This window comes from Roseibium sp. JB4-4 (assembly GCF_055693425.1).
Genome location: NZ_CM146333.1, coordinates 2,897,968 through 2,924,643 on the forward strand (window position 1 = coordinate 2,897,968; position 26,676 = coordinate 2,924,643).

A 26,676-nucleotide genomic window follows, 5' to 3' on the forward strand; every position below is an offset into this window, starting at 1 on the left:
GGACCTGTCGTGCTCAATATTGAAACTCTTCTCGCTTTTGCTGCCGCCACTGCCCTCTTTGCCTATATGCCAGGTCCCGCGTTGCTTTATACCGCTGCGCAAACGATCGCACGCGGCAAGAGAGCCGGTTTCATGGCGGCTTTGGGCATACATCTGGGCTGCTATGTACATGTTTTTGCCGCGGCTTTCGGCCTTTCGGCGATTTTTACCGTCGTTCCAACGCTCTATTTTGCGTTGAAGCTCCTGGGAGGCATTTACCTGGTGTTCCTGGGCGTGCAGATGATCCGTACACGAATGGTTGCCGGATCAACGCCCGACCTGCCTCAAAAAACGGTTCGCCGAGCCTTTGTCGACAGCATCCTGGTTGAAGTCTTCAATCCCAAAGTGGCAATTTTCTTTATCGCCTTCCTTCCTCAGTTCGTCAGCCCGGACGCCGGCTTTCCAATCTGGCTTCAGTTTCTGATCCTCGGCACGTTCGTCAACTGCGCGTTCACATCTGCGGACGTGGTGACGGTTCTGTTCGCAAGCGAAGTGAAAAAACGGTTGACCAAGTCCTCGAAAGTGCAGGATCTCACACGCTGGCTAGGTGGGTCGCTGCTGGTTGGACTTGGCCTCAAACTGGCAACGGACCGCGCGTGACACCATGGATCTTTCTCTTCTCAAACAGTTGAACAGTGACCGGGAGAACCGCTGCGCGGCGATCCTTGTTACACACATGTCGGATGGCACACAGCGGCTTGTGCACAAGGACGACAAACTTTCCAGCGATCCGCTTGCCGAAGAACTTGAGCGCAGGTTTCGATCCGGCAAATCCGGAACTGTCGAAACAGATGACAGCAACTTTTTTCTGACGGTTTCTGTACCGGCCCCCCGCCTTGTGATCATCGGGGCCGTTCATATCAGCCAGGCACTTGTTCCAATGGCCGAAATGGCCGGTCTAGACGTTACCGTAATCGACCCGAGGACCGCGTTTGCAACGGAAGACCGTTTTCCAGGCAGTTCATTGAAGGCTGACTGGCCGGAAAACGTTCTCAAAGACGCGCCCTTGGATGCCTACACCGCCCTGGCTGCCGTAACTCACGACCCGAAGATAGACGATTTCCCGTTGATCGAAGCCTTGAAGACCGAATGTTTTTATGTGGGCGCACTCGGCAGCAGAAAAACACACGGCAAACGTCTTGAGAGATTTAAAGAAGCCGGACTGACCGACCGTCATTTCGACCGCATTGATGCCCCCATCGGACTTGATATCGGCGCGGCCTCGCCTCAGGAAATTGCAGTTGCTGTGCTCGGGTCCATCATTCTTGCACTGCGTAAAGCTCCGGAGACCGCCAGATGAAATTCGGGCCATGCCCTCCGGAAGAGGCAGCTGGCTGCATTCTGGCGCACAAGACCAAACTGGGCGAGCGCACCTTGAAAAAGGGGCATGTGCTTACTCTGGAAGACTGCAAAAAGCTTTCTGCAGCGGGAGATAGCACGGTTGTCGTCGCCCGTCTTGAAGCCGGTGATATCGGCGAAGACGAAGCCGCAACACATCTTGGACTTGCTGCCAGAGGCAAGGGGCTCGTCGTTGATACTGCCGTGACAGGCCGCATGAACCTATACGCGGAGCAGGATGGCATTCTGGTGATTGACGAACAGGCGATAACAAACGCCAACAGGATTGATCCGGCGATCACATTCGCAACGCTCGCCAATCACACGAAGGTCGCAGACGGTCGTATGGTCGCAACAGCGAAAATCATTTCATTCGCTGTTCCCGAGGCCAAGGTGGCAGCAGCTGCTGAGGCAGTACGCCAGGCTGTTCGGATCCGTCCCTTCAAATCCTACAAGGTCGGTCTTGTTGCGACGGAGCTGCCTCACCTCAAATCAGCGACGATGGACAAGACAAGGCGGGTGCTGGAACAACGCCTGAGACCAAGCCAAAGCGAAATCCTTGAAGAAATACGCGTGCCCCATTCAGAGCCGGAAGTGGCGCGGGCTATCAAAGCTCTGGCGGACAAAGGGGCCGATTTTCTGGTGCTCTTCGGAGCCTCAGCCGTGGTTGATCGTCATGATGTTCTACCCGCCGGACTGGACCTGGCCGGAGGGAAAGTCAAGCATCTTGGGATGCCGGTTGATCCCGGCAATTTGCTCATGCTTGGAGAGTTTGATGGCAAACCTGTGCTTGGAGCTCCCGGATGCGCACGCAGCCCGAAGGAAAATGGCTTCGATTGGGTGCTTGATCGATTGATCGCGGGCCTGGAGGTGGGTTCCGATGAAATTACGGCGATGGGAGTTGGAGGCTTGCTGATGGAAATCGGAACAAGACCACAGCCACGCGAGGCAAGACGCACAAGCGAAGCACCGAAGATTGCTGCAGTCATACTTGCCGCCGGGAAATCTTCACGCATGCGTGGACCCAACAAACTGCTTGCCGAACTGGACGGAAAAGCCCTCGTTCGGCACGCGGCGGAAGCCGCCACGAATTCCGACCTGAACCAGACAATTCTGGTGACGGGTCATCGCGCCGATGACGTTTCTGCGCCTGTTGTCGATTTGCCGGTCACAGTGGTTCACAATCCGGACTTTTCTGACGGCATGGCAGGTTCAATACGCGCCGGAATGGACGCTCTGGAGGCCGATACGGATGCAGTGATCATTCTCCTTGGAGATATGCCGCGCATTGATGCGAAGGTTCTAAACACTCTCATTGCCGCATATGGTGCGAAGAAGAACAACCTGATCATCACTGCGACCGCAGATGGAAAGCGCGGAAATCCCGTTCTTTGGGACAGGCGCTATTTCTCGGCGCTGAAGTCATTGAGCGGTGATGTCGGTGCGCGTCACCTGATTGCGGACAATCCGGGCTTTGTGGCCGAAGTTGAAATCGGTGCCGCTGCCCGACTGGATCTGGATACACCCGAGGCGCTGCAAAAGGCCGGTGGCGTTCTTCCGGAAGACTAGTGCGGAGCACATTCTTACCAATGATTAACCCGGTATGCACTCAGTGCAAGTCCGCAATGCCAGGTATACTATTGCAATTTTGTGACATGCCGCTTATGTAATGCCTGCGCTTGCTGAAGGGTGCCCTTTGCGGGCTGGGCCTGGTTGTGGTCTGAAGCGCCTATAAATCCGATTTCTAACAAGAGCTGTTCGGATCCTCTCCTCCCGAGGATGGTCGAGCGCTTTTGTTGCTTGGCGAGAATAAAGGAAAACGACATGGCTGACTTGTCTCTCCCGCGTCCGGGCTGCTGCAAATGGGCAGAAGGCGATGCTGGTAACTACATCTTCCCGTGCAACACCCGCGTTGAAGCAGGTGTTTCTTATTGCTCGGAACACAGCGCAATCGTCTACATCCCGCCGGAAGAGCGTCGCCGCAACCGTTCCGGTGGCGGTGGCATGAGCCTGTCATTCCGCCGCGCGGCATAACTGAATTCAAGCTGCTTAGAAACAATAGCAGTTCTTTCGTGGGTCACCCACGTACCTTTAGACCCGGCCTCTGTGGCCGGGTTTTTTATTGTCTGCTTGCAACATACCTCTGAGCTATTCAAAACTGATCGGCAAAAAACGGGAACCAGCACAACCAAAGCTGCACATTGAACAGACCTGCTCTATTAAAGATTTAGATAGCATGTAAATTCTACTTATTTTCTGTATTTAATTATTCTCAACATCTCTTACTTCTGCAAAATTACCGCCAATACTAAAGTCTTCGGAGTCAGTTTTCTTAAAGTTGTAAACATTAATCTTTTATTCCGAATGCTCATGTACGTTAGAATGGTCTATATTCAATCTAGGCAGACCAATCGACAAAGGGCGAGTCCTGTATGGAAGTCTCGCAACCGCCAAATGAATCCGATCGGCTCAAGGCGCTTCATGCCTTGCAGATCCTGCATTCTGAAAGACTGCCGGAATTCGATGCCGTTGTTGAAGCTATTGCTACCGTATTTGATTGCCCGATCTCGCTGATATCCATTGTTGGTGAAGATGAGCAGTGGTTCAAAGCCAAATGCGGTCTTGATGCCGACAGCACGTCACGAGATGTGTCCTTTTGTCAGCACGCAATCCATTCCAACGACTTATTCGTCATTCCAGATGCACGAAAAGATGAGCGCTTTCGCGACAATCCGCTGGTCGTGGGCGATCCCTTTATTCGTTTTTATGCCGGCTGCCCGATATCCATCGATGGTGAAAACAGACTGGGGACCTTGTGTGTCATCGATCGCGACCCAAGATCGCCGAGCGAGGACCAGCTGACGCAGCTCAAACGGTTCGGAAAAATTGTCGAGGGTTTGATCAAGTCGCACAGGGCAGAACTTCAGGTGCAGGATGCACTCGATAGGGCCGAAGCGGAAAGTAGGCTCGCCACGCAGGAAAGTGAACTCCTTGAAGAAATTGCGACTGTATCCGGCGTAGGCGGTTGGGAACTGGACCTCGACACCAACCAATTGATCTGGACAGACAAAACCCGGGAACTGCACGAAGTTGACGCCGATTTTGTTCCGAGCGTCGATACCGCACTTTCGTTTTATGCTCCCGAAGGGCGTGAAATCATCAGTGCTGCCGTTGCCCGTGGCATTGAAGAAGGTATCGGGTGGGATGTTGAGTTGCCTTTCATAACCGCAAAGGGCAATGAACTCTGGGTTCGGGCCGCAGGACGACCCATTCTTGACAACGGCCGTGTTTGCAGATTGGTCGGCGCATTTCAGGACATCACCGAAAGGCTCGTGTCCGAAAAAGCGGTCCGGCGTTCTGAAGCCGTGCAGCGCACAACGCTGGAAACCCTTCGCGAGGGCATACTGGTTCTGAGCGCAAGCGGCCGGATCCAGTCATACAATCCTGCAGCAGCCAAGTTGCTCGGACTGGCAGATGAGGCTGCAGCAGGTCAGAAGATCCAGGACCTGATTGCAGGTATCCAGTTTCACACAGAAGACGGCAAGGTGGACCATGATGTCCTGGCAAGGGCTGCAAAGCTGCCGCACGAGGTCAACAATCACATCGTCAAGATGAACCGTCCCGATGTATCTTCATCGGTCTGGCTTCGAATTGATGCAAATGCCACTGCGGGCACCGGTGGTGCCGGACTGGATGTCGCCGTCGTTTCGCTCGCGGACATAACCGAGACGAAACTCCAGGCTGAAACGCTGCAGGTTGTCTTTGACAATATACACGGTGGGCTCGTCTACTATGATGAAGACCGTCGACTTGCAGCCAACAACGAATACTTTCAGCAGCTTCTGAAGTTGCCGAAGGAGTTTATTGACAGAAAAGCACCGCTTCAGGATGTGGCCGGCTTCCTGGCACGTCGAGGAGATTTCGGGCCAGGCGATCCTGACAAGCTCGTCAAAGAGCGCTTCTCCGTCTTTGACAATCCGGAACCGCATGTTTACGAGCGCGCCGGACCAGATGATACGACGCTTGAGATCTCGGGAAATCCCACGCCCAGCGGTGGCCTGGTAACAAGTATCTTCGACATCACAGAGCGCAAGCGGACAGAACAATCGCTCAAGATTTCGGAAGCCGTCAATCGTGCCACCTTGGCAGCTGTTTCCGAAGGCATCTTGTTGTTTGATTCAAACGGCATCATTCAGGTCTGCAATCCTGCGGCTGCCGGCATGGTCGGGTACCGGGCAGACGAGCTGGCCGGAATGGCGGTCCAGGATCTGGACATCAATATTCAATGCAGCCTCAATGACCTGGACTGCGACCCGTTCGTTCTTGCAGTGGATGATCCTGATTTCGTCACGGACTTGATTGCCAACGTGACGCCGCATGATAGCAAGACCAGCATCTGGCTGCGTGTGAACGCAAGGTCAATCGACCCTTCAGAAGAGTTCGGCCTGAAGGGCGTTGTCGTTTCGATGGCGGACATTACGGAGACGAAGGCGCAGGCTGACCAGCTTCAAACGATCTTCGACAATGTGCCCGGTGGTTTTGCCTATTTCGATGCGGGCTATCAACTGGCCTTCTACAATGACGAACTGATCGAAACACTGCAGGTACCTCGCGATCTCCTCGAACAGAAGCTGCACCTGCTCGACTACTTCAAGTTCAATGCTCAACGCGGTGACTATGGCCCCGGCGACCCGGAAGTTCTTGCTCTAGAAAGGTTCAAGGCGTATCCGCCAGATCAACCCCACGCATTTGAACGGTCAACATCAGACGGTCGCTATCTCGACATCAGGAGCACGCCGCTGCCAAGTGGCGGCTTCATCTACAATTTCTTCGATATTTCCGAGCGCCGACGCATGGAAGAAAAGATCGCAGAAAGCGAGCGCCAGGCGCATCTTCGCAATGACGAGCTTGAAGCCATTCTTGCCAATATGCGCCAAGGCGTCAGCGTCTTCGACAAAACGGGGCGTTTGTCCCTTTGGAACCAGCAATATCTTGAGATTTTCGGTAAGCCAGAAGGTGAAGTCCGCAAAGGTGCGAGCCTTGTCGAACTGATTGAGGCAGAAAAAGCGCGCGGTGAATTTGAAGGTGATGTCAAGGCTCATGTCATGGACCTGATGATCCAACTGTCTGCCGGCGACGTCGTCCGTTCAAAATTCAAACACCCCAGTGGCAGGGTGGTCAGTGCCGTTCATGCCCCCATGCCGGGCGGTGGATGGATTGGCACCCATGAAGACGTCACTTCGCAAGAACTGGCTGCTGAAAAGATCGAATATGCGGCACATCACGATATGCTCACCGGTCTTGCCAACAGAACTTTGTTCAACAAGACGCTGGATGAAGCACTCGACCGCGCCATCGTTTCAGAACACACAGGCGATCTGCTGTTGCTGGACCTGGACCGTTTCAAACCCGTCAACGACACCTTTGGCCACGATGTCGGAGATGAAATTCTCAAACAGGTCGCGGAACGAATGAAGGCGTGCGTGCGCTCAACCGATCTCATTGCTCGGCTCGGCGGCGACGAATTCGCTATTATTCTCAACTGCACCGGAGAACATACAGCCGAAATTGCCGCGCGCATTGTCAGTAACATCGAGCGGCCGTTTGCGGCTCTGGGACACACCGTCTCCATTGGCGTAAGCGTCGGAATTTCACCAATCTTCGGCGAAACCGAAGATGTGAGCCCGATCATCAAGCAGGCTGACATCGCTCTTTACGAGGTGAAGAAGAACGGCCGCAACGGTTTTCGGTTTTTCGATGGCAATCTGACCGGGGGCCCCACAGTCAACTGACACCGTGTCCATGAAAAAACGCGGCCCGTTTCCGGACCGCGTCATCAATCAGATTGGCCGATTGAAAGTGGTTTCAAGCCTTACTCAAGGCCTCAACCACATCTTTCAACTGTGCCAGAGTGTTTTCAGCACGCTGTTTCGTCGCATCGTCCTTGGCATCAGCCACGTCTTCTTCAGCGTTTTTGATCGCCTGATCAAGCTGTTCCCGGCTGATTTCGCCCACAGGCACGGCCTGTTCTGCCAAAACGGTCAGGCCACCCGCTGCAACATCAGCAAAACCGCCACGCACGAAATACTCGTCCCAACTGTCGCCTTCCCGGCGCACTTTCAGGATGCCGGGTGTGATCGTCGACATGAACAGGGTGTGGTCTTTCAGGACGCCAAACTCGCCTTCGGTGCCTGGAACAACAACTTCAGACACCTGTTCGGAGAGGAGCTGGCGCTCCGGCGAGACCAACTCAAACTGGAAAAGTTCGGCCATTTGGCGTCTTCCTTGTCAGTCAAAACTCAGATGGGCAACCCATCAGATTAAGAACCGGACACCTTTCACGGTGTCCGGAGATTTTAAGAGCCTTAAGCTGCTTCGGCAGCCAGACGCTGAGCCTTCTCGATCGCTTCATCAATGGAACCGACCATGTAGAACGCTGCTTCCGGCAGGTGGTCATATTCACCTTCAACCAGGCCTTTGAAGCCCTTGATCGTGTCTTCCAGGGCAACAAGCTTGCCCGGAGAGCCGGTGAAGACCTCAGCCACGAAGAACGGCTGTGACAGGAAGCGCTCGATCTTACGTGCGCGGGCAACTGTGAGTTTGTCTTCTTCAGACAGCTCGTCCATGCCAAGGATGGCGATGATGTCCTGAAGCGCCTTGTACCGCTGCAGCGTGACCTGAACTGAATATGCAGTGTTGTAATGCTCGTCACCGATGATCCGGGCATCCAGCATACGAGACGAGGAATCCAGCGGATCCACAGCCGGGTAGATGCCTTTTTCAGCGATAGCACGGTTCAAAACCGTTGTCGCATCCAAGTGAGCAAAGGTTGAGGCCGGTGCCGGGTCAGTCAAGTCATCGGCCGGGACGTAAACGGCCTGCACGGACGTGATCGAACCCTTGGTCGTGGTGGTGATGCGTTCCTGCATCGAGCCCATGTCCGTCGCCAATGTCGGCTGATAGCCCACAGCAGACGGGATACGACCCAGAAGCGCGGACACTTCGGAACCAGCCTGCGTGAAGCGGAAGATGTTGTCGACGAAGAACAGAACGTCCTGGCCCTCATCGCGGAAGTGTTCCGCAACCGTCAGACCGGTCAAAGCAACACGTGCGCGAGCTCCGGGAGGTTCGTTCATCTGACCGTAAACAAGTGCCGCCTTGGAGCCTTCTCCGCCGCCTTCCTTGTTCACGTTGGATTCAATCATTTCCCAGTAAAGGTCGTTGCCTTCGCGGGTACGCTCGCCAACACCGGCAAACACAGAGTAACCACCGTGCGCCTTAGCGATGTTGTTGATCAATTCCATGATAAGAACGGTTTTACCAACGCCGGCACCACCGAACAGGCCGATCTTACCACCCTTGGCGTAAGGTGCCAGCAGGTCTACGACCTTGATGCCCGTAACCAGGATTTCAGCTTCGGTGGACTGCTCAATAAATTCCGGAGCTTCCTGGTGAATGCCGCGCTTGGTTTCGTGTTTGATCTCGCCGGCGTCATCGACCGGCTCGCCAATCACGTTCATGATGCGGCCCAGCGTACCGTCGCCGACGGGAACCATAATGGCAGCGTCCGTATCGACCACTTCCTGACCGCGGACCAAGCCCTCGGTGGAGTCCATCGCGATGGTGCGAACCGTGTTCTCACCGAGATGCTGCGCAACTTCAAGCACAAGGCGTGTGCCCTGGTTGTCAACTTCAAGAGCGTTCAGGATGAACGGCAGATGGTCATCGAACTTGACGTCGACAACGGCGCCGATGACCTGGGTGACCCGTCCGACTTTTTTGTCAGCCATATCCCTAATCCTCGTATCGATCCCGTTAGAGCGCTTCTGCGCCCGAGATAATTTCAATCAATTCCGTCGTAATCTGAGCCTGGCGCTGGCGGTTGTAGCTGATCGTCAGTTTGTCGATCATTTCACCAGCGTTACGGGTCGCATTGTCCATAGCGGACATGCGAGCACCCTGCTCAGACGCAGCATTTTCCAGGAGAGCCCTGAAAACCTGCACGGAGATGTTACGCGGCAGAAGATCCGCAAGGATCTCGCCTTCGTCAGGCTCATATTCATAAACCGGCTGCGCGCCGTTGTTGCCTGTGTTTTCCTCGACTTCAAAGCTTGCAGGGATCAACTGCTGGGCAGTCGGTTCCTGAGCAATTACCGATTTGAACTTGGCATAGAAGAGCGTGCAGACATCGAATTCGCCATTATCGAACATGCCGAGAATGTCGCGACCGATTTCGTCAGCATCGGTGAAACCGACATATTTCACACTGCGCAGATCCACGGTTTTAAGAACGTACTGCCCAAGCTCGCGCTTCAACGCGTCATAACCCTTCTTGCCAACGCAAAGGATTTTGACCGTTTTACCGTCGGCGATCAGGCTGCGCGCCTTTTCACGTGCGAGCTTGGCGATATTGGTGTTGAAGCCCCCGCACAGCCCACGTTCAGCCGTAGCGACGACCAGGAGATGCACCTGATCGCTGCCCGTACCGGACATCAGCTTTGGAGCGTCGTCGCGGCCCTCGAAAGCCACCGCGAGATTGGCCAGCACGGCGTCCATGCGTTCCGCATAGGGGCGTGCAGCCTCCGCAGCTTCCTGTGCACGACGCAGCTTCGCCGCGGCCACCATCTGCATGGCCTTGGTGATTTTCTGCGTCGCCTTCACGGAAGCGATGCGGTTTCGTAAGTCCTTCAGGCTCGGCATGGCCGCCCCTGCTCCTTATCCCGGCGTGTGGTCTTAAGCGAAGTTCTTGGCGAACGCGTCGACGGCAGCTTTCAGCTTGCCGGTCAGTTCGTCGTCGAGAGCCTTCTTTTCCCAAATGGCGTCCAGCAGATCCTGGTGTTCACCACGCAGGAACAACAGCAGGCCTTCTTCGAAATCCTTCACCCGGTCGACCGGATGCGTATCGAGATAGCCGTTCACGCCAGCGTAGATCACTGCAACCTGCTCTTCCGTCTTCAGCGGCGAGAACTGCGGCTGCTTCAGAAGTTCGGTCAGGCGCGCGCCACGATTCAGCAGGCGCTGCGTGGTGGCATCGAGATCGGAGCCGAACTGCGCAAATGCTGCCATTTCGCGGTACTGAGCAAGTTCACCCTTAATCGGGCCGGCAACCTGCTTCATCGCCTTGATCTGCGCGGAAGAACCAACGCGGGAAACCGACAGACCGACGTTCACTGCCGGACGGATACCCTGATAGAAAAGGTCGGTTTCCAGGAAGATCTGACCGTCAGTGATCGAAATCACGTTGGTCGGAATAAACGCGGAAACGTCGTTGCCCTGGGTCTCAATGACCGGAAGCGCTGTCAGGGAACCGCGGCCATGCTCTTCATTGAGCTTCGCCGAACGCTCCAGCAGACGGGAGTGCAGGTAGAAAACGTCACCCGGGAACGCTTCACGTCCGGGCGGGCGGCGCAGAAGCAAGGACATCTGACGATAGGCAACAGCCTGTTTGGTCAGATCGTCGTAACCGATCACGGCGTGCATGGAGTTGTCACGGAAGTACTCGCCCATGGCGCAACCGGAGAACGGTGCAAGGAACTGCAGCGGGGCTGCGTCGGAAGCTGTTGCAGCGACAACGATGGAATATTCCAGTGCGCCTGCATCTTCCAGAGTCTTAACGAACTGAGCGACAGTGGAGCGCTTCTGACCGACCGCAACGTAGATGCAGTAGAGCTTGGCGTCTTCATCATCGGAAGCGTGCAAAGGCTTCTGGTTCAGGAAAGTGTCGAGAATAATCGCTGTCTTGCCAGTCTGACGGTCGCCGATGACAAGTTCGCGCTGACCACGACCAACCGGGATCAAGGCGTCGATTGCCTTCAGGCCGGTCGACATCGGCTCGTGAACGGATTTACGCGGCAGAATGCCAGGCGCCTTTACGTCCACACGGCGACGTTCGGTCGCTTCGATCGGGCCCTTGCCGTCAAGCGGATTGCCGAGCGGGTCAACAACGCGGCCCAGCAGACCCTTGCCAACCGGCACCTCAACGATGGCGCCGGTCCGCTTGACGGTGTCGCCTTCTTTAATGTCACGGTCGGAACCGAACAGAACGACACCGACGTTGTCGGATTCCAGGTTAAGAGCCATGCCCTTAATTCCACCTGGGAATTCGACCATTTCACCAGCCTGAACTTTGTCCAGACCATAAACACGGGCGATACCGTCACCGACGGAGAGCACCTGACCAACTTCAGAAACTTCGGCTTCCTGGCCAAAGCTCTTGATCTGGTCCTTGAGGATTGCGGAGATTTCCGCGGCCCGAATATCCATCAGCCGACCTCTTTCATCGCGAACTTGAGTGAATTGAGCTTGGTACGCAGCGAAGTATCGATCATACGTGAGCCGACCTTGACCACGAGGCCACCGATCAGAGCAGGATCAACTTCCGCTACGACGTTTACGGATTTGCCCGTGGAAGAAGACAATGCTTCCTTCAGGGCGGCGACATGTTCGTCGGACAATGGGGCTGCGGAGGTTACCTCAGCCGTTTCCTCGCCTCGCTTGTCTGCAAGCAGTGCGTGGTATGCCTTGATCATGCCGGGAAGAACGAAGAGGCGCCGGTTACGGGCGGCCAGCTTCACAAAATTTGCAGCGAGGCCGGAAATGCCTGCTTTTTCGAGAAGTGCAGTGAGCGCTGCTAGCTGCTCCTCAGCACTGAATGCCGGGCTCTTCACTAGACGGTCGAGATCTTCACTTTCGGCAAGCATGCATTCGAAAGCGGCGAGATCCCGTTCCACGTCAGACGTTACGCCTTCGCCCTCTGCAAGGTCGAGAAGGGCGGACGCGTAACGCTGTGCCACGCCGGATACGAGAGATACGTTGTCAGTCACCAGGTCCGTGCTCTCTGACTTTTTCCAGACCCGCAAAACGGCCAGCGTTCGCAAGGTATTGAAAAAATGAATGATTTCGAGGTCAGAAGGTATGACGGTTAAACCGTTCCCCCAAAGCCGCGCCTCAATTAGCACAGGGTTTCCCAGTGTGCAACTTCGCCAAAAGACTGTTTTTGACGATTCATAGGGGTTTTTTGATAGGCAGGCCTAAAAAGCCATGAAGATCAATGTCTCCACGCCCGTCTAAACCTTTAGACGGTTTTCCTACGACTGCGATTTTTTATGTGACGCACGGCCCAAAAGCTTCCTGGCATCGTCGAGGATCCGCTCGCGGCAGCCTCAATAGCTGATAAGAGGCTCAAAACCGCCGAAGATCATGCGCTTCATGCTCATGATTTCGTTGGCATTCGGCATGACCTCCTCCCATCGGGGATCCGATTCCATCGTGGCCATACAGGCATCTGCCGTTTTTTGGTCCGGCCAGACAATCCAGGAAAACACTACAGTCTCATCGTCTTCCTTTTTAACAGCCATCGGAAAAGACGTGACTTTTCCGTCCGGCACCGCCACGCCCCATGCCTCACAGCAATTCAAGGCGCCGTATTCCTTGAAGAGAACCCACGATTTCTCCGCGATTTCTTTGTAATCTGCTTTTCGCGCCGTCTTCACCGGTAACAAAAACCCCTGAACATAGGTCATTCACTTGCCCTCCTGGCTGGAAACAGACGCAAGCATCGCATATGATTATGTTGATATCAACGTAATCATATGCGATGCACCCAGATCTACCACTTTCTACAACACATGAAGTCCGCGACCGCTGTCTTTGCCTTCATCTTCAGCGCGCTGCGCGTCACGTTGGACGCCGGTTTGATGAGGCATTGCGGCCACTCCAGCTGACGAACGGGCAATTCTCATTACTCATGGCGCTGAACCGGCCCAGCGCGCCAAAACTAGGAGAAATCGCCACTTTACTGGTCATGGACCGCACCACGTTGACTGCAAATCTGAAGCCTTTGGTGCGCCGTGACCTGTTGACGATAGAACCGGACCCCGCGGACCGGCGAAGCCGCAGGCTGCTGCTTAGCGACAAGGGTCGAAAGCTATTGATCGACGCCATGCCTGTCTGGCGCGCTGTTCACGACGCGATTGATGCCGAACTGGCATCGGTCGACAGCGCACCTATCCTGAAGCAACTGCTAGCTCTCAGTTTCGATTGAGATGACCTCTTTGCCACCTCATTAGAGAAAGTGCTGCGGATCGATGTCCACCTGCACTCTTAAGCCCCTTGTCGGTTTCGGGCCCTCCGCGAGCCAACGCCGCAAATACGTTTGTAGGTCAAATTGACGCGGGGCCATCGCCAGCAATCGAAACCGATATCTTCCGCGCACCATCGCGAGAGCTGCCTCGGCCGGGCCGAGCAATGTCACTGCCTGATCGTGGGGAGCTGCCCGCGCCAGCGCTCTGGCGTAGCCTTCAGCGAATGACTTGTCTGGTCCGGACACAATGAGCGCTGCCAACCTTCCAAAAGGAGGCAATCCAGCTGACCGCCTTGCTTCGATTTCCGCCTGATAAAAGGCATGTTTGTCGCTCGACAACAACGCCTTGATCACCGGATGATCAGCATTATAGGTCTGAAGATAGCCCCTTCCGCCTCCGGTTACCCGGCCCGCCCGGCCGGTCACCTGCGCAAGCAGCTGAAATGTTTTTTCAGCCGCTCTCGGGTCCCCATGGGCGAGACCCAGATCGGCATCGACAACGCCGACCAGTTTCATCTTTGGAAAATTATGCCCTTTGGCGACAAGCTGCGTACCGATCACGATGTCGGCACCGCCTTCTTCGACGATTTTCATTTCCCGTTTCAGTCGCTCGGGCCCACCGGCAATGTCGGAGGAAAGCACCAGCGTACGCGCCTCGGGGAAAAGATCCGAGATTTCTTCGGCAATCCGTTCTACTCCAGGTCCGCACGCCACAAGGCTGTCACTGCTCTGACAGGACGGACAGGAATGCGGAACCGGTTCGGAATGACCGCAATGATGGCAGACGAGCTTTTTTGAAACCGGTGTTCCACCAACCATGCGCTACAGTGCGCGCACTGGAACCGATGGCCACACGTTCGGCAGAGCGTTAGCGGCGCATAGCCACGCCGGTTCAAAAACAAAAGCGACTGATCGCCGCTGCCGAACGTTTCGCGAATCCCGTTTATGAGAGCGGGCGCAAGCCATCGGCCGCGCTCCGGACCATCCAGACGCATGTCAATTGCGTGCAGGTCCGGCAGCGACGCCCCTGACGCGCGTTCAGGCAACTCGTATAGATCATACCGTCCCTGTTGCGCATTGACGATGCTCTCAACCGAAGGCGTTGCGGACGCCAGCACGACGGGAAACTTCGAAATGTGTCCTCTGACGACTGCCATGTCCCTGGCACTGTAGGGAACCCGGTCATCCTGTTTGAATGCTGCGTCATGTTCCTCATCTACGATAATCAAGCCGAGTTCCTTGAACGGCAGGAACAAAGACGAGCGAGCGCCGATGACAACCCTGACATCGCCGGAGGCTACGCCGCGCCAGACACGTGCTCTATTGCGAGGTGTAATTTCCGAATGCCACTCAGCCGGATAAACGCCGAACCGTTGTTCAAACCGACGCAGGAATTGTTCGGTCAGTGCTATTTCCGGCAAAAGCACCAATACTTGCCGGTCCCGTCGCAACGCTTCTGCAATCGCCTCGAAATAGACTTCCGTCTTTCCCGATCCGGTTACGCCGTCGATCAGCGCGACACTACCGCCTTGTTTGGAGAAGCCGCTGATCAAGCCTTCCGCAGCAGCCTGTTGAGAAGACGTCAAAGGTTTTTGTGAATAATCGATCTGTGGTTTGGGAAGCGGCAAGGCCGCCGGCATCATGACCACTTCCAAAACGTCCTGATTGATCAAACCGTCGATGACCGATGGAGAAACCCCTGCTGCGTGGGACAATCCGCTTTTTGTCCAGGCAAAACCATCTTCCATCGTAGCAAGGACACGCCCGCGAGCTGCCGTCATCCGGTCCGGCTCAGCACCGTCAATGCGTCGAACGCCCGGAACGGGCGCTTCCGGTTCCAGGGCTTCCTCGGAACGCAGCACCATACGCAGCACCATTCCGGGTGCTCCGAGCGTCCAGGAGGCGACCCAGTCAACAAAACGGCGCAATTCCTCATCAAGCGGGGGTGTTTTGTCATAGACCCTTGAAATGGATTTCAGCTTTTTGGGATTAATTGCTGCGTCCGGCTGATCGTCCCAGACAGCCCCGATCACTTCACGAGGACCAAGAGGCACCTTGACGATTGTGCCCGGCACCACAGTCTCACCAGGCGGCACCTTGTAAGTATAGGCAACCGGCACGGCAACGGGCACCAGAACACTGGCAATCGTTTCAGGCAGTTCTGGGTCGTCAAACAGCACCGGGTTTCAGGTCCTCACCGTCGTTTGCCAGTTTGTCCAGTACATGTGGCAACACCTCGAAATTGAAAAAAACAATGCCGCCGTCTCGCTCAAGCGCAAGCTCCGTTAGTCTTGAGGTACGTACCGCAAAAAATTCATCCACCGAAGAATCAGGGGTTCTTCTTGTCACCATCCTAGGGTAAAGAGAGCGCAGCTGACCACGCAAACGTTTTGCCCCGCTACCGGGGAAAGACATCCGGCGACTAAACGGGCGCCTCACAGGGAGTACGAATTCATGAAATTCTTTGTCGACACTGCCGACGTTGCGGAAATCAAGGAACTGGAGTCCACCGGTCTACTGGACGGCGTGACAACGAACCCGTCGCTGATTGCCAAATCCGGCCGTGATTTCAAGGAAGTGATCGCGGAAATCTGCTCGATCACAGAAGGCGATGTTTCTGCAGAAGTTGCTGCAACCGACTTCGATACAATGATCAAGGAAGCCAACGTGCTTCGCGCGATCGCAAATAATGTGGTCATCAAACTTCCGTTGACTTTCGACGGCTTGAAAGCTTGCAAGAAGCTGACAGAGGAAGGCACGAAGACCAACGTCACGCTGTGCTTCTCCGCGAACCAGGCTCTTCTTGCCGCCAAGGCCGGTGCAACTTACATCTCGCCGTTCATCGGTCGTCTTGATGATATTCATGCGGACGGTCTCGAGCTGATCAGGGAAATCCGCGTCATCTATGACAACTACGGTTACGAAACCGAAATCCTGGCGGCATCTATCCGCACACCGAACCACGTAAAGGATTGCGCCATCATCGGCGCCGATGTTGCAACCGTTCCCCCCGCAACGTTGAAAAGCCTCGTCAAGCACCCCTTGACTGACAAGGGTCTTGAAGCTTTCCTCGCCGATTGGGCGAAGACCGGGCAGAGCATTCTTTAGGCAAATACGAAACGTTACGACGCTGCAGTGGACGCATCGGGCTCAACGGTCCGGTGCGTTTCTGGTTTTGCCGGGTCATCGGGTGCGGACGCTCGAACTTTGCGTGAAGGGCGAACCAAGTTCAGAACCATCTTGCCCCACACGGCAAATGGATAAAGGATCAGTTTCACGACATCGTTTTCCGGAACGCCTTTCGCACCCAGCGGTTCATGGCAAGGACCGGGAACATAATATGTGCCAAAGGCAAGATCGAATATCGGGAAGATATTTGCGAGGTTCTTGCCGTAGGCTTCCGGAAAATCGGCATGGTGCCATTGGTGCATGCGCGGCGATGCGATCACATATTTGAACGGTCCGTGATCCCAGTCGACATTGAGATGGACATACATGCTGTGCAGCGTCAGCAGAACGGCTCCCATTCCCATCGATCCTGTCGGGAAACCCAACCAGCTGAGGAGCAGGATGTAAGACAGGCCCATCACAACAGACTCAAGAAAGTGAATCCGATAGGCCGTAAGTGCATTCATATCCGGGTCGGAATGGTGAATGGCGTGGATGGGCCAAAACCACCTGTGATGCATCAATCGATGGTTCCAGTAGTTGGCGAAATCGTAGCAAACGATCGCCAGTGGAACGAGCAGCCATGCCGGAACGCCTTGCCAAAAGCTCTCGTCGATGCCGGGCAGACCAATTGCGTCATAAAACTGCTTTACCGGGTAGGTAAGCAGCAGCACCGCAGGTGCAAACAGCAGGCTGACCCACCAGAAAGCAATATTGGCACCAACACTTTTCAGCAGCCGCCGTGGCCAGGAGAACCTATAACCACGCCGATGCAGATCAACCAAAACAACCACAAGAAGAAAAGCGATGGTTGCTGCAAAAGTCAGGCTTTCAAGACGGTTGTTGACCAGAAACAAAAACAGTTCCTGTAGCCGTTGGGCAAAGTCAGCCAATACGTCCACCGGGGCAACTCCTTACAAAACTCAACAAGCGTTTTAGCAACCCTTGCTTAAGTGACGGTAAAGTCGCCGCTGTCTATTCATCGCATCAAAATCCGTTCCATCGTTAACGGAACAGTTGCCTGTTCTGAGTGTAAATGAGGATCATGCGCACGAATTCTGACGAACAAAATGCCTTGTTGACCACGGCCCAGCCTGATCTTAATCACCGGCTGGAACTTTGGCTGGATCACCTGTCAGACGAGCGGCGCCTTTCGGACAAGACTCTTCTGGCCTATGAGCGGGATCTGCGTCAGTTTCTGCGGTTCTTGACAATGCACTTGGGTGGAGCGCCGGCCCTCAAGGACATTGCGGCCTTGCGCCCGGTTGATTTTCGAAGCTTTCTGGCAAACCGCCGCCGCCAGGGTGTGCAAAGCCGTTCTCTGGCACGTGGACTTGCCGGGATTCGGTCCTTTCTGAGGTTTTTGGAAAGACGCGGAGAGGTCAATGCGGCCGCTTCGGCAGCAGTGCGTCCACCCCGCCAGGCCCGCTCTCTGCCCAAACCCGTTTCCTCGAAAGATGCCGTCGATATCACCAGCGGCGATTTCGGGATGGAATCAGAGGCTTGGATCGAGGCCCGGAACGCTGCGGTACTGACGCTTCTTTATGGCTGCGGATTACGCATTTCAGAGGCGTTATCATTGACAGGCGGCGCGGCGCCGAAACGTGAAACAAAGACGATACGGATCATCGGAAAGGGTGGCAAAGAACGAATTGTGCCAATTCTGCCCGCCGTCAGCGAAGCCATCGAGCAATATCTGAAACTCTGTCCATACGCGGTCAGTGCAAATGGCCCGCTGTTCCTCGGCGCACGTGGCGGGCCGCTCAATCCCCGTATGGTCCAGCTGGCCATGCAGCGCTTGCGTGGAGCACTCGGTCTGCCAGACAGCGCGACGCCTCACGCCTTGCGCCATTCCTTTGCGACCCATCTGCTGGCCGGCGGTGGCGACCTCAGAACCATCCAGGAACTGCTTGGACATGCCAGCCTTGCCTCGACGCAGATCTACACAGAGATCGACAGTGCGCACCTTCTGAAAGCTTACGACAAGGCCCACCCCAGAAGGTAAAATATTACCTGTTTCAGTGAGTCATTCCTGTCTTGGAAATTCATACACCGAACGTGTTTTGTCATCAGGAAAAACTTCCCGCGCAATCACCTCACCACCCAGCTTTTGAACGAGTTTGCGGGCCGCTGCATTGGCATCATCCATATGCGTTTCTACCAAAGGCCAGCCATAGTTGTCATAGGCGTGTTTGATCGCAACTTTTGAAACTTCGACGGCCGCGCCAGTCCCCCGGGCTTCGGGCAGCAGCCACCAGGTCAGCTCGCGCCGGGGCCAGCCATCCGGCCAGACAAATCCGCAACCACCGATCGCAGGCCCGCCTTGTTTCGGCACGATCATCCAAAGTCCATAGCCGCGCAGGTGCCAGTGTCCGACGTGCCCGGCAAGGGCCCGCCAGGACTGATCATCCCGCAATGGTCCACCGTAGAAACGGGATGCTTCGGCATTTGAAAAAAGGCGCGGTATACGGCTAGGTCCTGCGCCTCGGGTGGGCGAAGCAGAAATCGCTCACTGCTGAGTGATTGCATACTAACTCTCTGTTTTACTTGGAGGGATTTTTTAACGACCCTGTCACTTTTCAAATGCAATTCTAGCAGGTGCGGCGGTAATCGGTTAGGTTGAAGTCAATCACTCGACGTTTTTTCACCGAAGGTACGTGGGAGAACAGACATGCGCATGGTGATCCTCGCAATCGCCCTATTGATGATGTCCGCGGCCCCGTCTCTTGCACAGCGGATTTACTGCCCGATCCCAGAAGATGGCACCTGGGTCAATCCGGATGCCGAGCCCAAACAAATCTCGCGTATCGAAGTGGAGAGCCGCTGCGAAAATGAACAGGTGAACGTGCGTGTCCGAGCCTTTACGTCCTGCATTCCGCGAGACTGCAAATGGGGTTGGACCAAAGCGGAGCTGCGTTCAGATGGTGCTGTCGTGGTATTGCTGGTCGGCTTTCTCAGCAGTAAGCAGATTACCTTGAAAGCTTTCGGAGATCTTCTCGACACCCATGTCGTGAATATCGTCAATGACTTGTCGGAACCTCGACGTGAAGTAACCTACAATCTCAGGCGAAAGTGATGCTGTTTTGCGCAGCAAAATACAATCGATCCCCGTTTTTTCCTTGCCAGATCGTCGTTTTTTCTTACCCTACGTAAAGTCGCGTCGTTCTAACGCGGCCAGAAGACGGAGGCAGAGCATGCGTCTATTAAGCACCGGTGTTGCGGCCCTCGCCCTGACAGCATTTGCAGTTGTTCCTGCAAATGCCTGTTCCTGGGGAAAGACCGCAAAGTCGAAAAACATGACCGTCGCGGACACGACCGTCATACCCGAAGTTGACACGGATGTTTCCATCGCGACCAATGATCTGAGCGACGAAACACTAAAAGAAGCAATCGTTCTACCGGTTCCAGGCGACAAACCAGCCGAGTGAACCGGCTCCTCTAAAGAGCTCCAATCATGTCCCGCTGCCTTGCAGCGGGACTTTTTGCAGAAGCCTTGCACATTTTCTGCTGAAATCGGCCCTCAAGGCGCCGCGAAGCGGATGCACCACAGCTCATATTGGCAGCAACCAAGTATCGGGGTGCGGTATCTCATGATTTCAAGGCGATTGTTTTTAAAAGGGCTTGGATGCGCCGTTCTTGGCGCGATTTCGGCACCCGCCTATGCGATCGGAGTTGAACCCTTTCGCCTGACGGTCAAAGAGTATCGACTGACACCGCCCCGCTGGCCCAAAGACCTCCAGCTCACGGCCGCACTGATCGCCGACCCTCATATTTGTGACCCATGGATGAATTTGGAGCGGCTGAAATTCGTGGTTGGCCGCACCAACGCCCTCAAACCGGATATCATCCTGATGCTAGGGGACTACGTGGCGAGCCACAAATGGCAGTACGATGCAATTCCACCGCAGGAGTGGGCAGACATTTTCGGTGACCTGAATGCGCCGCTCGGCACACATGCCATCCTTGGGAATCACGACTGGTGGGATGACCATGAAGCCCAACTGACCGGCCGAGGCCCAACGAAGTACGGTCAGGCCCTCCTCAACGCCGGAATACCGCTCTACCAGAACCGCGCTGAACGTTTCACCAAAGACGGCAAAGCCTTCTGGCTGGCCGGACTTGATGACCAGCTTGCCCTTTTTCCGAGCCGCAAGCGAAAGCGGAAATACTGGCGTGGCATGGACGACCTGACCGGGACCCTTGACCAGGTGATTGACGACGCGCCCGTGCTACTCATGGCGCATGAGCCAGACATAATCCGAAAGGTGCCTTCTCGCGTGAGCCTGACCGTCAGTGGTCACACACATGGTGGTCAGATCGATGTCATGGGTTACAAGCCCGCATTCCCCAAGAAACACGGGAAAGACCACATCTATGGTCATATCATCGAGACCGAAGGAACAACTCTGATGCGCCATTTGAGCCTCAGAACGAACCCAAGACACCTGATCGTGTCCGGCGGTCTTGGATGCTCGATCCTGCCGGTCCGCTTCGGCGTACCGCCGGAAATCACGTTGGTTCACCTCGGCGCTGCCAAAACAGCTTCTTGACATGCCGTGATGTCATCGAAAGGTGCTTGAGCGCTAACTTTCAGCAGAAACCAGCGGTCACTACACTGCCGGGTGGGTTTGCGAGCTGTCTTGACGGTACTCCCGAATAGCCTGCACGAAAATCTGGATTGCAGAGCTCAGGAACAGACCCGCCATCAATCCAGCAACAATCAGGTCAGGCCAGGCGGTTGCCGTGCCCCAAACGCCGAAAGCCGCCAACATAACCGCCACATTGCCGATTGCATCATTTCGCGAGCAAAGCCAGACGGACCGAACATTTGCGTCCCCATCCTTGTATCGCACAAGCAACAACACGCTGAAGAGATTAACTGCCAAGGCAAGAAAGCCGATTGACCCCATCACCGCAGCCTGTGGAACGCCAAGAACAAACACTTGGTAAAGCGTTGTCGCCGCAACCCAAAGACCCATGAGAAAAAGGCTGCTTCCCTTGAAGAGAGCAGCAAGCGCGCGCGTCTTCAGGGAGGCGCCAATCACAGCAAGTGAAATGCCATAGGTCACGGCATCGCCAAAGAAGTCCAGGGCATCGGCCTGAAGAGCTTTGGACCCGGCCGCCTGACCTGCTGCCATTTCCACGACAAACATTGCCCCGTTGAGCGCAATCACCAACCAAAGACGACGGCGGTAATCTTGCGACATGCCGTCAAAACGTTGATTTGAAGCGCCGCAGCACGCGCCCATGGTTCACTCCTTGCCGAATCGGCCACTTGAATTTCCGTCTTTTGACCTTTCTAATTCCTATAGCGACTAGAGCTTCAAGAGGTTTTTGATGGATTTTTCAATCGGAGAGCTGTCCCGCGAAACCGGGGTGAAGGTGCCAACGATCCGGTATTATGAAAAAGAAGGTTTGCTGGAAGCGCCCTTGCGGACCGAAGGCAACCAACGCCGGTACCGCCACTCGGATCTTGAAAGGTTGCGCTTCATCAGACACTGCCGCGACCTGGGGTTACCGATGCCAGCGGTTCGGGATCTTATCGAACTCAGCCAACACCCCGACAAACCTTGTGCCGAAGCGGACCTGATTGCGGTGGAACAGCTCAAGGCTGTCCGGCAACGCATCACGCATCTGCAGAGACTTGAGTCCGAGCTAACCCGTATTGCCGACAGCTGCCAGGGTGATCACACAGTCACAGAGTGCAACGTTCTCAGAGCATTTGCAGATCATGGGCTTTGCAAAGATGATCACTGAGCATGAGGGAGAATTCGCGACGTTGTTTCGTCACCAAAGATTTTGACCGACACGCCCTCATCCAGTTTTTCCAGTCGCAGAATCCGCCACCGTTCAACGGGAAGATTGCAGGACTGCCGACCCAATACACAAGAAAATTGCGGGACCCGCCGATAGTCCGGGTCCGACCACACTTTTTCAGCAATGTCATGCCGACCCTTGAGATATCCTAAAATCGTGTACTCGCTCACGTACCAGACATCGCCTTCCTCGAGGTCGAACAAACTTGTCGGACGCCCCTTGGGAAAGGTTCCGCCCCACGTCCAGGCGAGTGCGCCCAGGGTGTTTTGGTTCAGATAGTGCTGAGCCATGGTTTCATCGACAAACACGCGCTGACCATCTGACAGATCCTTCTCATAGGCAGCTATCACCGCTTCAGAATTCTCCACTCGTTCTGAAAGAAAATAGAAGCTGAAGAAATTGGCCGATAGGGCCAGAAAAAGGGTGGCAAATAGAGTTGCCTTCACCTTGAGCCACCTGGTTCCGACCGCAGCATCCAACGCGATCAGGAAAACCATTGAAGCCGCGAGGTTCCGGATCAAAGCTTTGTCGTGGAGGAAGGCCGCCAAAAACTGACCTGCCGCCAGTGCGGTGCAAATTGCAGCAGCGGCGGGGTTGTGACGAAAGACGAGCGCTGAAGCCCCAGCGAACAGGACCGCGCGAAGAATCGCCTCGTCATTGAAGCCACCACCCGTTGATCGGCCGGCATGGAAGGTGAACTGCTCAAGAAACTCGGCAAACTCGAAATCAATTGACAGTGCAAACACCGCGAGCGCCAACAAGAGCGCTGCAAGACCTTCGCAGATAATTCGCAACAGTCTTGCCTGACGCATTGCCAGGCGCCAGATCTCCAACACCGCAATAGCACCGAGGCTCCAGGCAAAAAGCGAAGGCGCTGCAAGAGGCGCAATGCCGAAAAGAAACTTGCTGAATATGCTCATTACAGCGCCCGGTCCTGCCTGCCCCCTGGCACGGGAAGCCTCAGCGCGCAACAACGGAAGAGACACGCTCAAGCCCGACACGAATATCAAGGCACCCGTCAGCTCCAGGCGAAATCCGGTAACAACGTACAATGGGGCAAAAAGGAGCGGCGTGAAAAGCGCGGCAAGCCGCAAATCCAATCGCAAACAGATGATCACGAAAACCAGGTTGGTCAGCGCAAAGCACAAAAACTCAAATGCAAGCAGCGCCGTGGTGTTGGTTCCAGAAACTGAAAAAAACAGTCCGGCGAAGATCAGATGCAGCCTCGGCTGCAAATGGTAGTTTTCAAGGCCGGGAAACTGGACCGCGAGCAGACTGTTCCAGTGGCGCCCGCTCTCGGCAAATTCCATTGCCCAGGGAACGAAAAAAAGGTCATCCACATTGGCAATGCTGCGGTCTGGCCAGAAGAAAACCAGGCCGCAAAGCAAAGGCAGCCCCATCACAGCCATAAAAAAAGTATGCCTGCTTTGTTATTCAATCCATTTGCAGGTTCGTTAAGTGCCAATTGTCACCTGACTGTTTCAACAAAAAACCGGGAGCTCTTTTCACTTAAGAGCCCCCGGCTTCCAACCGTTATTCTGCACCGCTGTTCTGATTGGCCGAAAAACCGACGGTTCTTTTAGGAATGTATCGGCTTGGCAAACGCACCGAGTGCTGCCTCCTTGACCGCTTCTGACATGGTCGGATGAGCATGGCATGTCCGGGCAAGGTCTTCCGAGGACCCACCAAATTCCATAAGAACTGCAGCCTCGTGGATCATCTCACCAGCGCCAAAGCCTACTATGTGAACGCCAAGGACGCGGTCTGTTTTGGCGTCAGCCAAAACCTTGGCAAAGCCATCCGTCTGGTTCATGGCACGTGCGCGGCCATTGGCCGTGAACGTGAATTTGCCGGTCTTGTACTCTACGCCATCGGCCTTCAATTCTTCTTCGGTCTTGCCGACAGAAGCCACTTCCGGCTGGGTGTAAACGACGCCTGGAATGACATCGTAGTTCACGTGACCTGCCTGGCCTGCCAAGATCTCTGCAATGGCCACGCCTTCGTCCTCGGCCTTGTGGGCCAACATGGGGCCGGCAACAACATCTCCGATGGCATAGATACCGTCGACATTCGTCTTGTAGTGCGCATCGATCTGAACCCGGCCACGCTCGTCGAGCGCAACGCCTGCACTGTCCAGTCCAAGTCCTTCCGAATAGGGACGGCGGCCGATAGCGACCAGGACGATGTCCGCTTCAATGGTTTCCGCGTCACCGCCTTTTGCCGGCTCCACGGTCACGGCTAGGCCTTTGCCTTTTTTCTCAACGCCGGTGACTTTGGAGGAAAGCTTGAATGCCATGCCCTGCTTTTTCAGCATCCGCTGGAAGTTCTTCGACACGTCTCCATCCATCGGGCCAAGGATCTTGTCCATGAACTCAACCACGGTGACTTCGGACCCGAGACGGTTCCAGACCGAACCGAGTTCCAGTCCGATCACACCGCCCCCGACGACGACCATCTTTCCGGGAACCTTCTCCAGCTCCAGAGCACCGGTCGAGGAGACAATCAGTTTTTCGTCAATCTCAACACCCGGCAAAGGCATGACATCTGAGCCGGTGGCGATCACGATATTTTTCGTTTCGACCACGGAAACCGTACCATCATCGGCCGTAACCTCGACTTTGCCCTGGGCCAGGATCTTGCCGGTGCCGGTATGCACATCGATCTTGTTCTTCTTCATGAGGAACGCAACGCCGCCGACATTGGCGTCCACCACATCAGATTTGTGTTTCATCATCGCCGGCAGATCGAGTTTCGGCTTGCCCGCCTTGATTCCGATCTTTTCAAACCCATGTCCGGCTTCGTCAAACATTTCCGATGCATAAAGCAGCGCTTTGGACGGAATGCAGCCGATGTTGAGGCAAGTGCCACCGAGGGTCGCCCGTTTTTCAACGACGGCCGTCTTCAGGCCAAGCTGTGCGGCCTTGATTGCGCACACATAGCCGCCCGGGCCGGTTCCGATGACGACGAGATCATATTGGGACATTTTGGTCGCCTTTGCCTCTTTCACTTCTGGTTGGAATTCAAATTCATGGGAGGATCGACCGACCGCCGGAAACGTCGAGAATGGCGCCGGTCGTGTAACTGGAACTGTCTGAAAGCAACCAGATGATGGCTTCTGCAACCTCGTCCGCAGATCCGGCACGTTTCATTGGAAGCTTCGACTGCAACTGCGCAACGCGATCCGGCAAGCCACCAGACGCATGCAGGTCCGTATCGATAATGCCAGGCCGAACAGCGTTTACGCGGATGCCTTCGTCAGCGACTTCCAAAGCCAGGCCAACCGTCATTGTGTCGATCGCGCCCTTTGAGGACGCGTAGTCGACATATTGTGACGGAGACCCAAGCTTGGAGCCCGCCGAACCGAGGTTCACGATGGCACCACCATTGCCGCCATGCCGCGTCGACATTCGCTTGATCGCTTCGCGCGCACAGAGGAACGAACCGACCACGTTGATGGAGAACATTCTGGTCAAACGTTCGGCGGTCATTTCGTCGACACGTTGAGAAAAATCGACGACACCCGCATTGTTGACGAGCCCGGCCAGCTGCCCAAGTTCATCGGCTGCGTTGAAGAGAGCAAGAATGTCAGCCTCACGTGACACATCAGCCTGAACCGCAACAGCCTTTCCACCAGCCGCTGCAATGTCTGCAACCACGGCGTCTGCAGCCGCCTTGTTGCCGGCATAATTCACCACTACGGCATGGCCCAAAGCGCCGGCCTTGCGGCAAACACTGGCGCCAATACCTCGGCTGCCGCCTGTGACGATAAGAACTTGATCGGTCATATTGTCTCCGGCTGAGACCCCTCCTGCTACCTGATCGGACGCAAATTGTCCGTCGCTCGCCCTTTGGCCCAAGTGCCAAAGAGAGAACCATCGGGGTTGATTTGATAGATCACAGGGTCGGCCTCTCCCCAGTTAACAACGAGCTGGTTTCCCTTGACAGGCCCCTGGCCGTGGAATGTGTCGCCAGCAATTTCCCAGCGGATATAGGCCGTGTTGTCTTTCACAGTAATGGTGGCCCGGCCCTGATAAGAGGCCCCGCTCGGATTGGTGCCCTGAACCGTATAAGTGCCTTCAATCTGCGGTGCAAAGACGGCTTTAGGCGCAGCAGGGGCCGGGTTCGATAGCCATGGCAACGAGGTGAGGGCCATTACAGCCACAATCAGAGCGGCAGCAAGCTTTCTAAAGAGTGGCAGCAGTGAAGCTTTCGGTGTCCTTATGCCCATCAGT

26 protein-coding genes and 1 pseudogene are annotated in these 26,676 nt (G+C 55.2%); 12 read left to right on the forward strand and 15 right to left on the reverse strand.

Annotation, left to right across the window (positions count from 1 at the left end; genetic code table 11):
* Positions 1 to 9: 9 nt before the first annotated feature.
* The 5 genes from ACZ1HV_RS13540 (at position 10) to ACZ1HV_RS13560 (ending at position 7,169) form a co-directional block, all read left to right on the forward strand.
* Positions 10 to 639: a LysE family translocator gene (locus ACZ1HV_RS13540; protein WP_298962327.1), complete on the forward strand. Its 630-nt coding sequence runs from the start codon at positions 10 to 12 to the stop codon at positions 637 to 639.
* Positions 640 to 643: 4 nt separating this feature from the next.
* On the forward strand, positions 644 to 1,339 hold the full coding sequence (locus ACZ1HV_RS13545; protein WP_298818873.1) for an XdhC family protein: 696 nt from the start codon (positions 644 to 646) through the stop codon (positions 1,337 to 1,339).
* Positions 1,336 to 2,946 carry an NTP transferase domain-containing protein gene (locus tag ACZ1HV_RS13550; RefSeq protein WP_472718358.1) on the forward strand — a complete coding sequence of 537 codons (1,611 nt, stop codon included), beginning with the start codon at positions 1,336 to 1,338 and terminating at the stop codon, positions 2,944 to 2,946. Before ACZ1HV_RS13545 ends, ACZ1HV_RS13550 begins: the two co-directional genes overlap by 4 nt.
* A 255-nt stretch (positions 2,947 to 3,201) precedes the next feature.
* Positions 3,202 to 3,411 (forward strand): hypothetical protein, encoded by a 210-nt coding sequence (locus ACZ1HV_RS13555; RefSeq protein ID WP_298818869.1) that lies wholly within the window; start codon positions 3,202 to 3,204, stop codon positions 3,409 to 3,411.
* Between the two features lie 398 nt (positions 3,412 to 3,809).
* Positions 3,810 to 7,169, forward strand: a complete 3,360-nt coding sequence (locus tag ACZ1HV_RS13560) for a PAS-domain containing protein (RefSeq protein WP_472718359.1) — start codon at positions 3,810 to 3,812, stop codon at positions 7,167 to 7,169.
* Positions 7,170 to 7,242: 73 nt separating this feature from the next.
* Here ACZ1HV_RS13560 and ACZ1HV_RS13565 read toward each other — a convergent pair whose 3' ends face one another.
* From ACZ1HV_RS13565 to ACZ1HV_RS13590, 6 genes are all read right to left on the reverse strand, one after another.
* Positions 7,243 to 7,650, reverse strand: a complete 408-nt coding sequence (locus ACZ1HV_RS13565) for a F0F1 ATP synthase subunit epsilon (protein WP_298818865.1) — start codon at positions 7,648 to 7,650, stop codon at positions 7,243 to 7,245.
* 92 nt (positions 7,651 to 7,742) lie between these two features.
* Positions 7,743 to 9,167: a F0F1 ATP synthase subunit beta gene (gene atpD, locus ACZ1HV_RS13570; RefSeq protein ID WP_472718360.1), complete on the reverse strand. Its 1,425-nt coding sequence runs from the start codon at positions 9,165 to 9,167 to the stop codon at positions 7,743 to 7,745.
* Between the two features lie 25 nt (positions 9,168 to 9,192).
* The gene (locus ACZ1HV_RS13575; protein WP_298818863.1) at positions 9,193 to 10,077 is read right to left on the reverse strand and encodes a F0F1 ATP synthase subunit gamma; all 885 of its coding nucleotides are present in this window, start codon (positions 10,075 to 10,077) and stop codon (positions 9,193 to 9,195) included.
* Positions 10,078 to 10,110: 33 nt separating this feature from the next.
* Positions 10,111 to 11,640 carry a F0F1 ATP synthase subunit alpha gene (atpA, locus tag ACZ1HV_RS13580; RefSeq protein ID WP_298818860.1) on the reverse strand — a complete coding sequence of 510 codons (1,530 nt, stop codon included), beginning with the start codon at positions 11,638 to 11,640 and terminating at the stop codon, positions 10,111 to 10,113.
* Positions 11,640 to 12,200, reverse strand: coding sequence for a F0F1 ATP synthase subunit delta (locus ACZ1HV_RS13585; protein WP_472718361.1), 561 nt, complete (start codon positions 12,198 to 12,200; stop codon positions 11,640 to 11,642). Before ACZ1HV_RS13585 ends, atpA begins: the two co-directional genes overlap by 1 nt.
* Positions 12,201 to 12,539: 339 nt before the next feature.
* Positions 12,540 to 12,899, reverse strand: coding sequence for a DUF1428 domain-containing protein (locus tag ACZ1HV_RS13590; protein WP_298818856.1), 360 nt, complete (start codon positions 12,897 to 12,899; stop codon positions 12,540 to 12,542).
* Positions 12,900 to 12,973: 74 nt separating this feature from the next.
* Here ACZ1HV_RS13590 and ACZ1HV_RS13595 point away from each other — a divergent pair, with 74 nt between their 5' ends.
* Positions 12,974 to 13,420: a MarR family winged helix-turn-helix transcriptional regulator gene (locus ACZ1HV_RS13595; RefSeq protein ID WP_472718362.1), complete on the forward strand. Its 447-nt coding sequence runs from the start codon at positions 12,974 to 12,976 to the stop codon at positions 13,418 to 13,420.
* Positions 13,421 to 13,441: 21 nt separating this feature from the next.
* On the opposite strand, the pseudogene ACZ1HV_RS13600 reads toward ACZ1HV_RS13595, so the two are convergent.
* A pseudogene (locus ACZ1HV_RS13600) lies at positions 13,442 to 15,639 on the reverse strand (primosomal protein N').
* Entirely contained in the window at positions 15,629 to 15,781 is a 153-nt protein-coding gene (locus ACZ1HV_RS13605; RefSeq protein ID WP_298818850.1) for a hypothetical protein, read from the reverse strand. Before ACZ1HV_RS13605 ends, ACZ1HV_RS13600 begins: the two are co-directional and overlap by 11 nt.
* Positions 15,782 to 15,913: 132 nt before the next feature.
* On the opposite strand from ACZ1HV_RS13605, the gene fsa reads away from it, so the two are divergent.
* On the forward strand, positions 15,914 to 16,567 hold the full coding sequence (gene fsa / locus ACZ1HV_RS13610; protein ID WP_152503938.1) for a fructose-6-phosphate aldolase: 654 nt from the start codon (positions 15,914 to 15,916) through the stop codon (positions 16,565 to 16,567).
* A gap of 14 nt (positions 16,568 to 16,581) precedes the next feature.
* On the opposite strand, the gene ACZ1HV_RS13615 is transcribed toward fsa, so the two are convergent.
* The gene (locus ACZ1HV_RS13615) at positions 16,582 to 17,529 is read right to left on the reverse strand and encodes a sterol desaturase family protein (RefSeq protein ID WP_298818847.1); all 948 of its coding nucleotides are present in this window, start codon (positions 17,527 to 17,529) and stop codon (positions 16,582 to 16,584) included.
* Between the two features lie 143 nt (positions 17,530 to 17,672).
* Here ACZ1HV_RS13615 and ACZ1HV_RS13620 point away from each other — a divergent pair, with 143 nt between their 5' ends.
* Entirely contained in the window at positions 17,673 to 18,632 is a 960-nt protein-coding gene (locus ACZ1HV_RS13620) for a tyrosine recombinase XerC (RefSeq protein WP_298985080.1), read from the forward strand.
* Between the two features lie 21 nt (positions 18,633 to 18,653).
* Here the strand turns inward: ACZ1HV_RS13620 and ACZ1HV_RS13625 are convergent, their stop codons facing one another.
* Positions 18,654 to 19,043 carry a GNAT family N-acetyltransferase gene (locus tag ACZ1HV_RS13625; RefSeq protein ID WP_472718363.1) on the reverse strand — a complete coding sequence of 130 codons (390 nt, stop codon included), beginning with the start codon at positions 19,041 to 19,043 and terminating at the stop codon, positions 18,654 to 18,656.
* Positions 19,044 to 19,298: 255 nt separating this feature from the next.
* Here ACZ1HV_RS13625 and ACZ1HV_RS13630 point away from each other — a divergent pair, with 255 nt between their 5' ends.
* The 3 genes from ACZ1HV_RS13630 to ACZ1HV_RS13640 all read left to right on the forward strand — a co-directional run bounded on the left by ACZ1HV_RS13630 (position 19,299) and on the right by ACZ1HV_RS13640 (position 21,177).
* Positions 19,299 to 19,703 carry a serine/threonine protein kinase gene (locus ACZ1HV_RS13630; protein ID WP_298818841.1) on the forward strand — a complete coding sequence of 135 codons (405 nt, stop codon included), beginning with the start codon at positions 19,299 to 19,301 and terminating at the stop codon, positions 19,701 to 19,703.
* Positions 19,704 to 19,821: 118 nt separating this feature from the next.
* On the forward strand, positions 19,822 to 20,055 hold the full coding sequence (locus tag ACZ1HV_RS13635) for a hypothetical protein (RefSeq protein WP_298818839.1): 234 nt from the start codon (positions 19,822 to 19,824) through the stop codon (positions 20,053 to 20,055).
* A 162-nt stretch (positions 20,056 to 20,217) separates the two neighbouring features.
* Positions 20,218 to 21,177, forward strand: a complete 960-nt coding sequence (locus ACZ1HV_RS13640) for a metallophosphoesterase (protein ID WP_298962497.1) — start codon at positions 20,218 to 20,220, stop codon at positions 21,175 to 21,177.
* A gap of 60 nt (positions 21,178 to 21,237) precedes the next feature.
* Here the strand turns inward: ACZ1HV_RS13640 and ACZ1HV_RS13645 are convergent, their stop codons facing one another.
* Positions 21,238 to 21,876 carry a cation efflux transmembrane domain-containing protein gene (locus ACZ1HV_RS13645; RefSeq protein WP_298818836.1) on the reverse strand — a complete coding sequence of 213 codons (639 nt, stop codon included), beginning with the start codon at positions 21,874 to 21,876 and terminating at the stop codon, positions 21,238 to 21,240.
* A gap of 88 nt (positions 21,877 to 21,964) precedes the next feature.
* Between ACZ1HV_RS13645 and ACZ1HV_RS13650 the strand changes: the two genes are divergently transcribed.
* Positions 21,965 to 22,384, forward strand: coding sequence for a MerR family transcriptional regulator (locus ACZ1HV_RS13650; protein ID WP_298818834.1), 420 nt, complete (start codon positions 21,965 to 21,967; stop codon positions 22,382 to 22,384).
* On the opposite strand, the gene ACZ1HV_RS13655 is transcribed toward ACZ1HV_RS13650, so the two are convergent.
* From ACZ1HV_RS13655 to lfb1, 4 genes are all read right to left on the reverse strand, one after another.
* Positions 22,378 to 23,853: a hypothetical protein gene (locus ACZ1HV_RS13655; RefSeq protein WP_472718364.1), complete on the reverse strand. Its 1,476-nt coding sequence runs from the start codon at positions 23,851 to 23,853 to the stop codon at positions 22,378 to 22,380. The genes ACZ1HV_RS13650 and ACZ1HV_RS13655 overlap by 7 nt on opposite strands.
* Positions 23,854 to 24,023: 170 nt before the next feature.
* The gene (gene lpdA / locus ACZ1HV_RS13660) at positions 24,024 to 25,427 is read right to left on the reverse strand and encodes a dihydrolipoyl dehydrogenase (protein WP_472718365.1); all 1,404 of its coding nucleotides are present in this window, start codon (positions 25,425 to 25,427) and stop codon (positions 24,024 to 24,026) included.
* A gap of 43 nt (positions 25,428 to 25,470) precedes the next feature.
* Complete coding sequence (locus ACZ1HV_RS13665; RefSeq protein ID WP_298818828.1) at positions 25,471 to 26,229, reverse strand: SDR family oxidoreductase; 759 nt, start codon at positions 26,227 to 26,229, stop codon at positions 25,471 to 25,473.
* A 26-nt stretch (positions 26,230 to 26,255) separates the two neighbouring features.
* On the reverse strand, positions 26,256 to 26,672 hold the full coding sequence (gene lfb1 / locus ACZ1HV_RS13670; protein ID WP_298818826.1) for an LIC10280 family protein: 417 nt from the start codon (positions 26,670 to 26,672) through the stop codon (positions 26,256 to 26,258).
* Positions 26,673 to 26,676 lie beyond the last annotated feature (4 nt).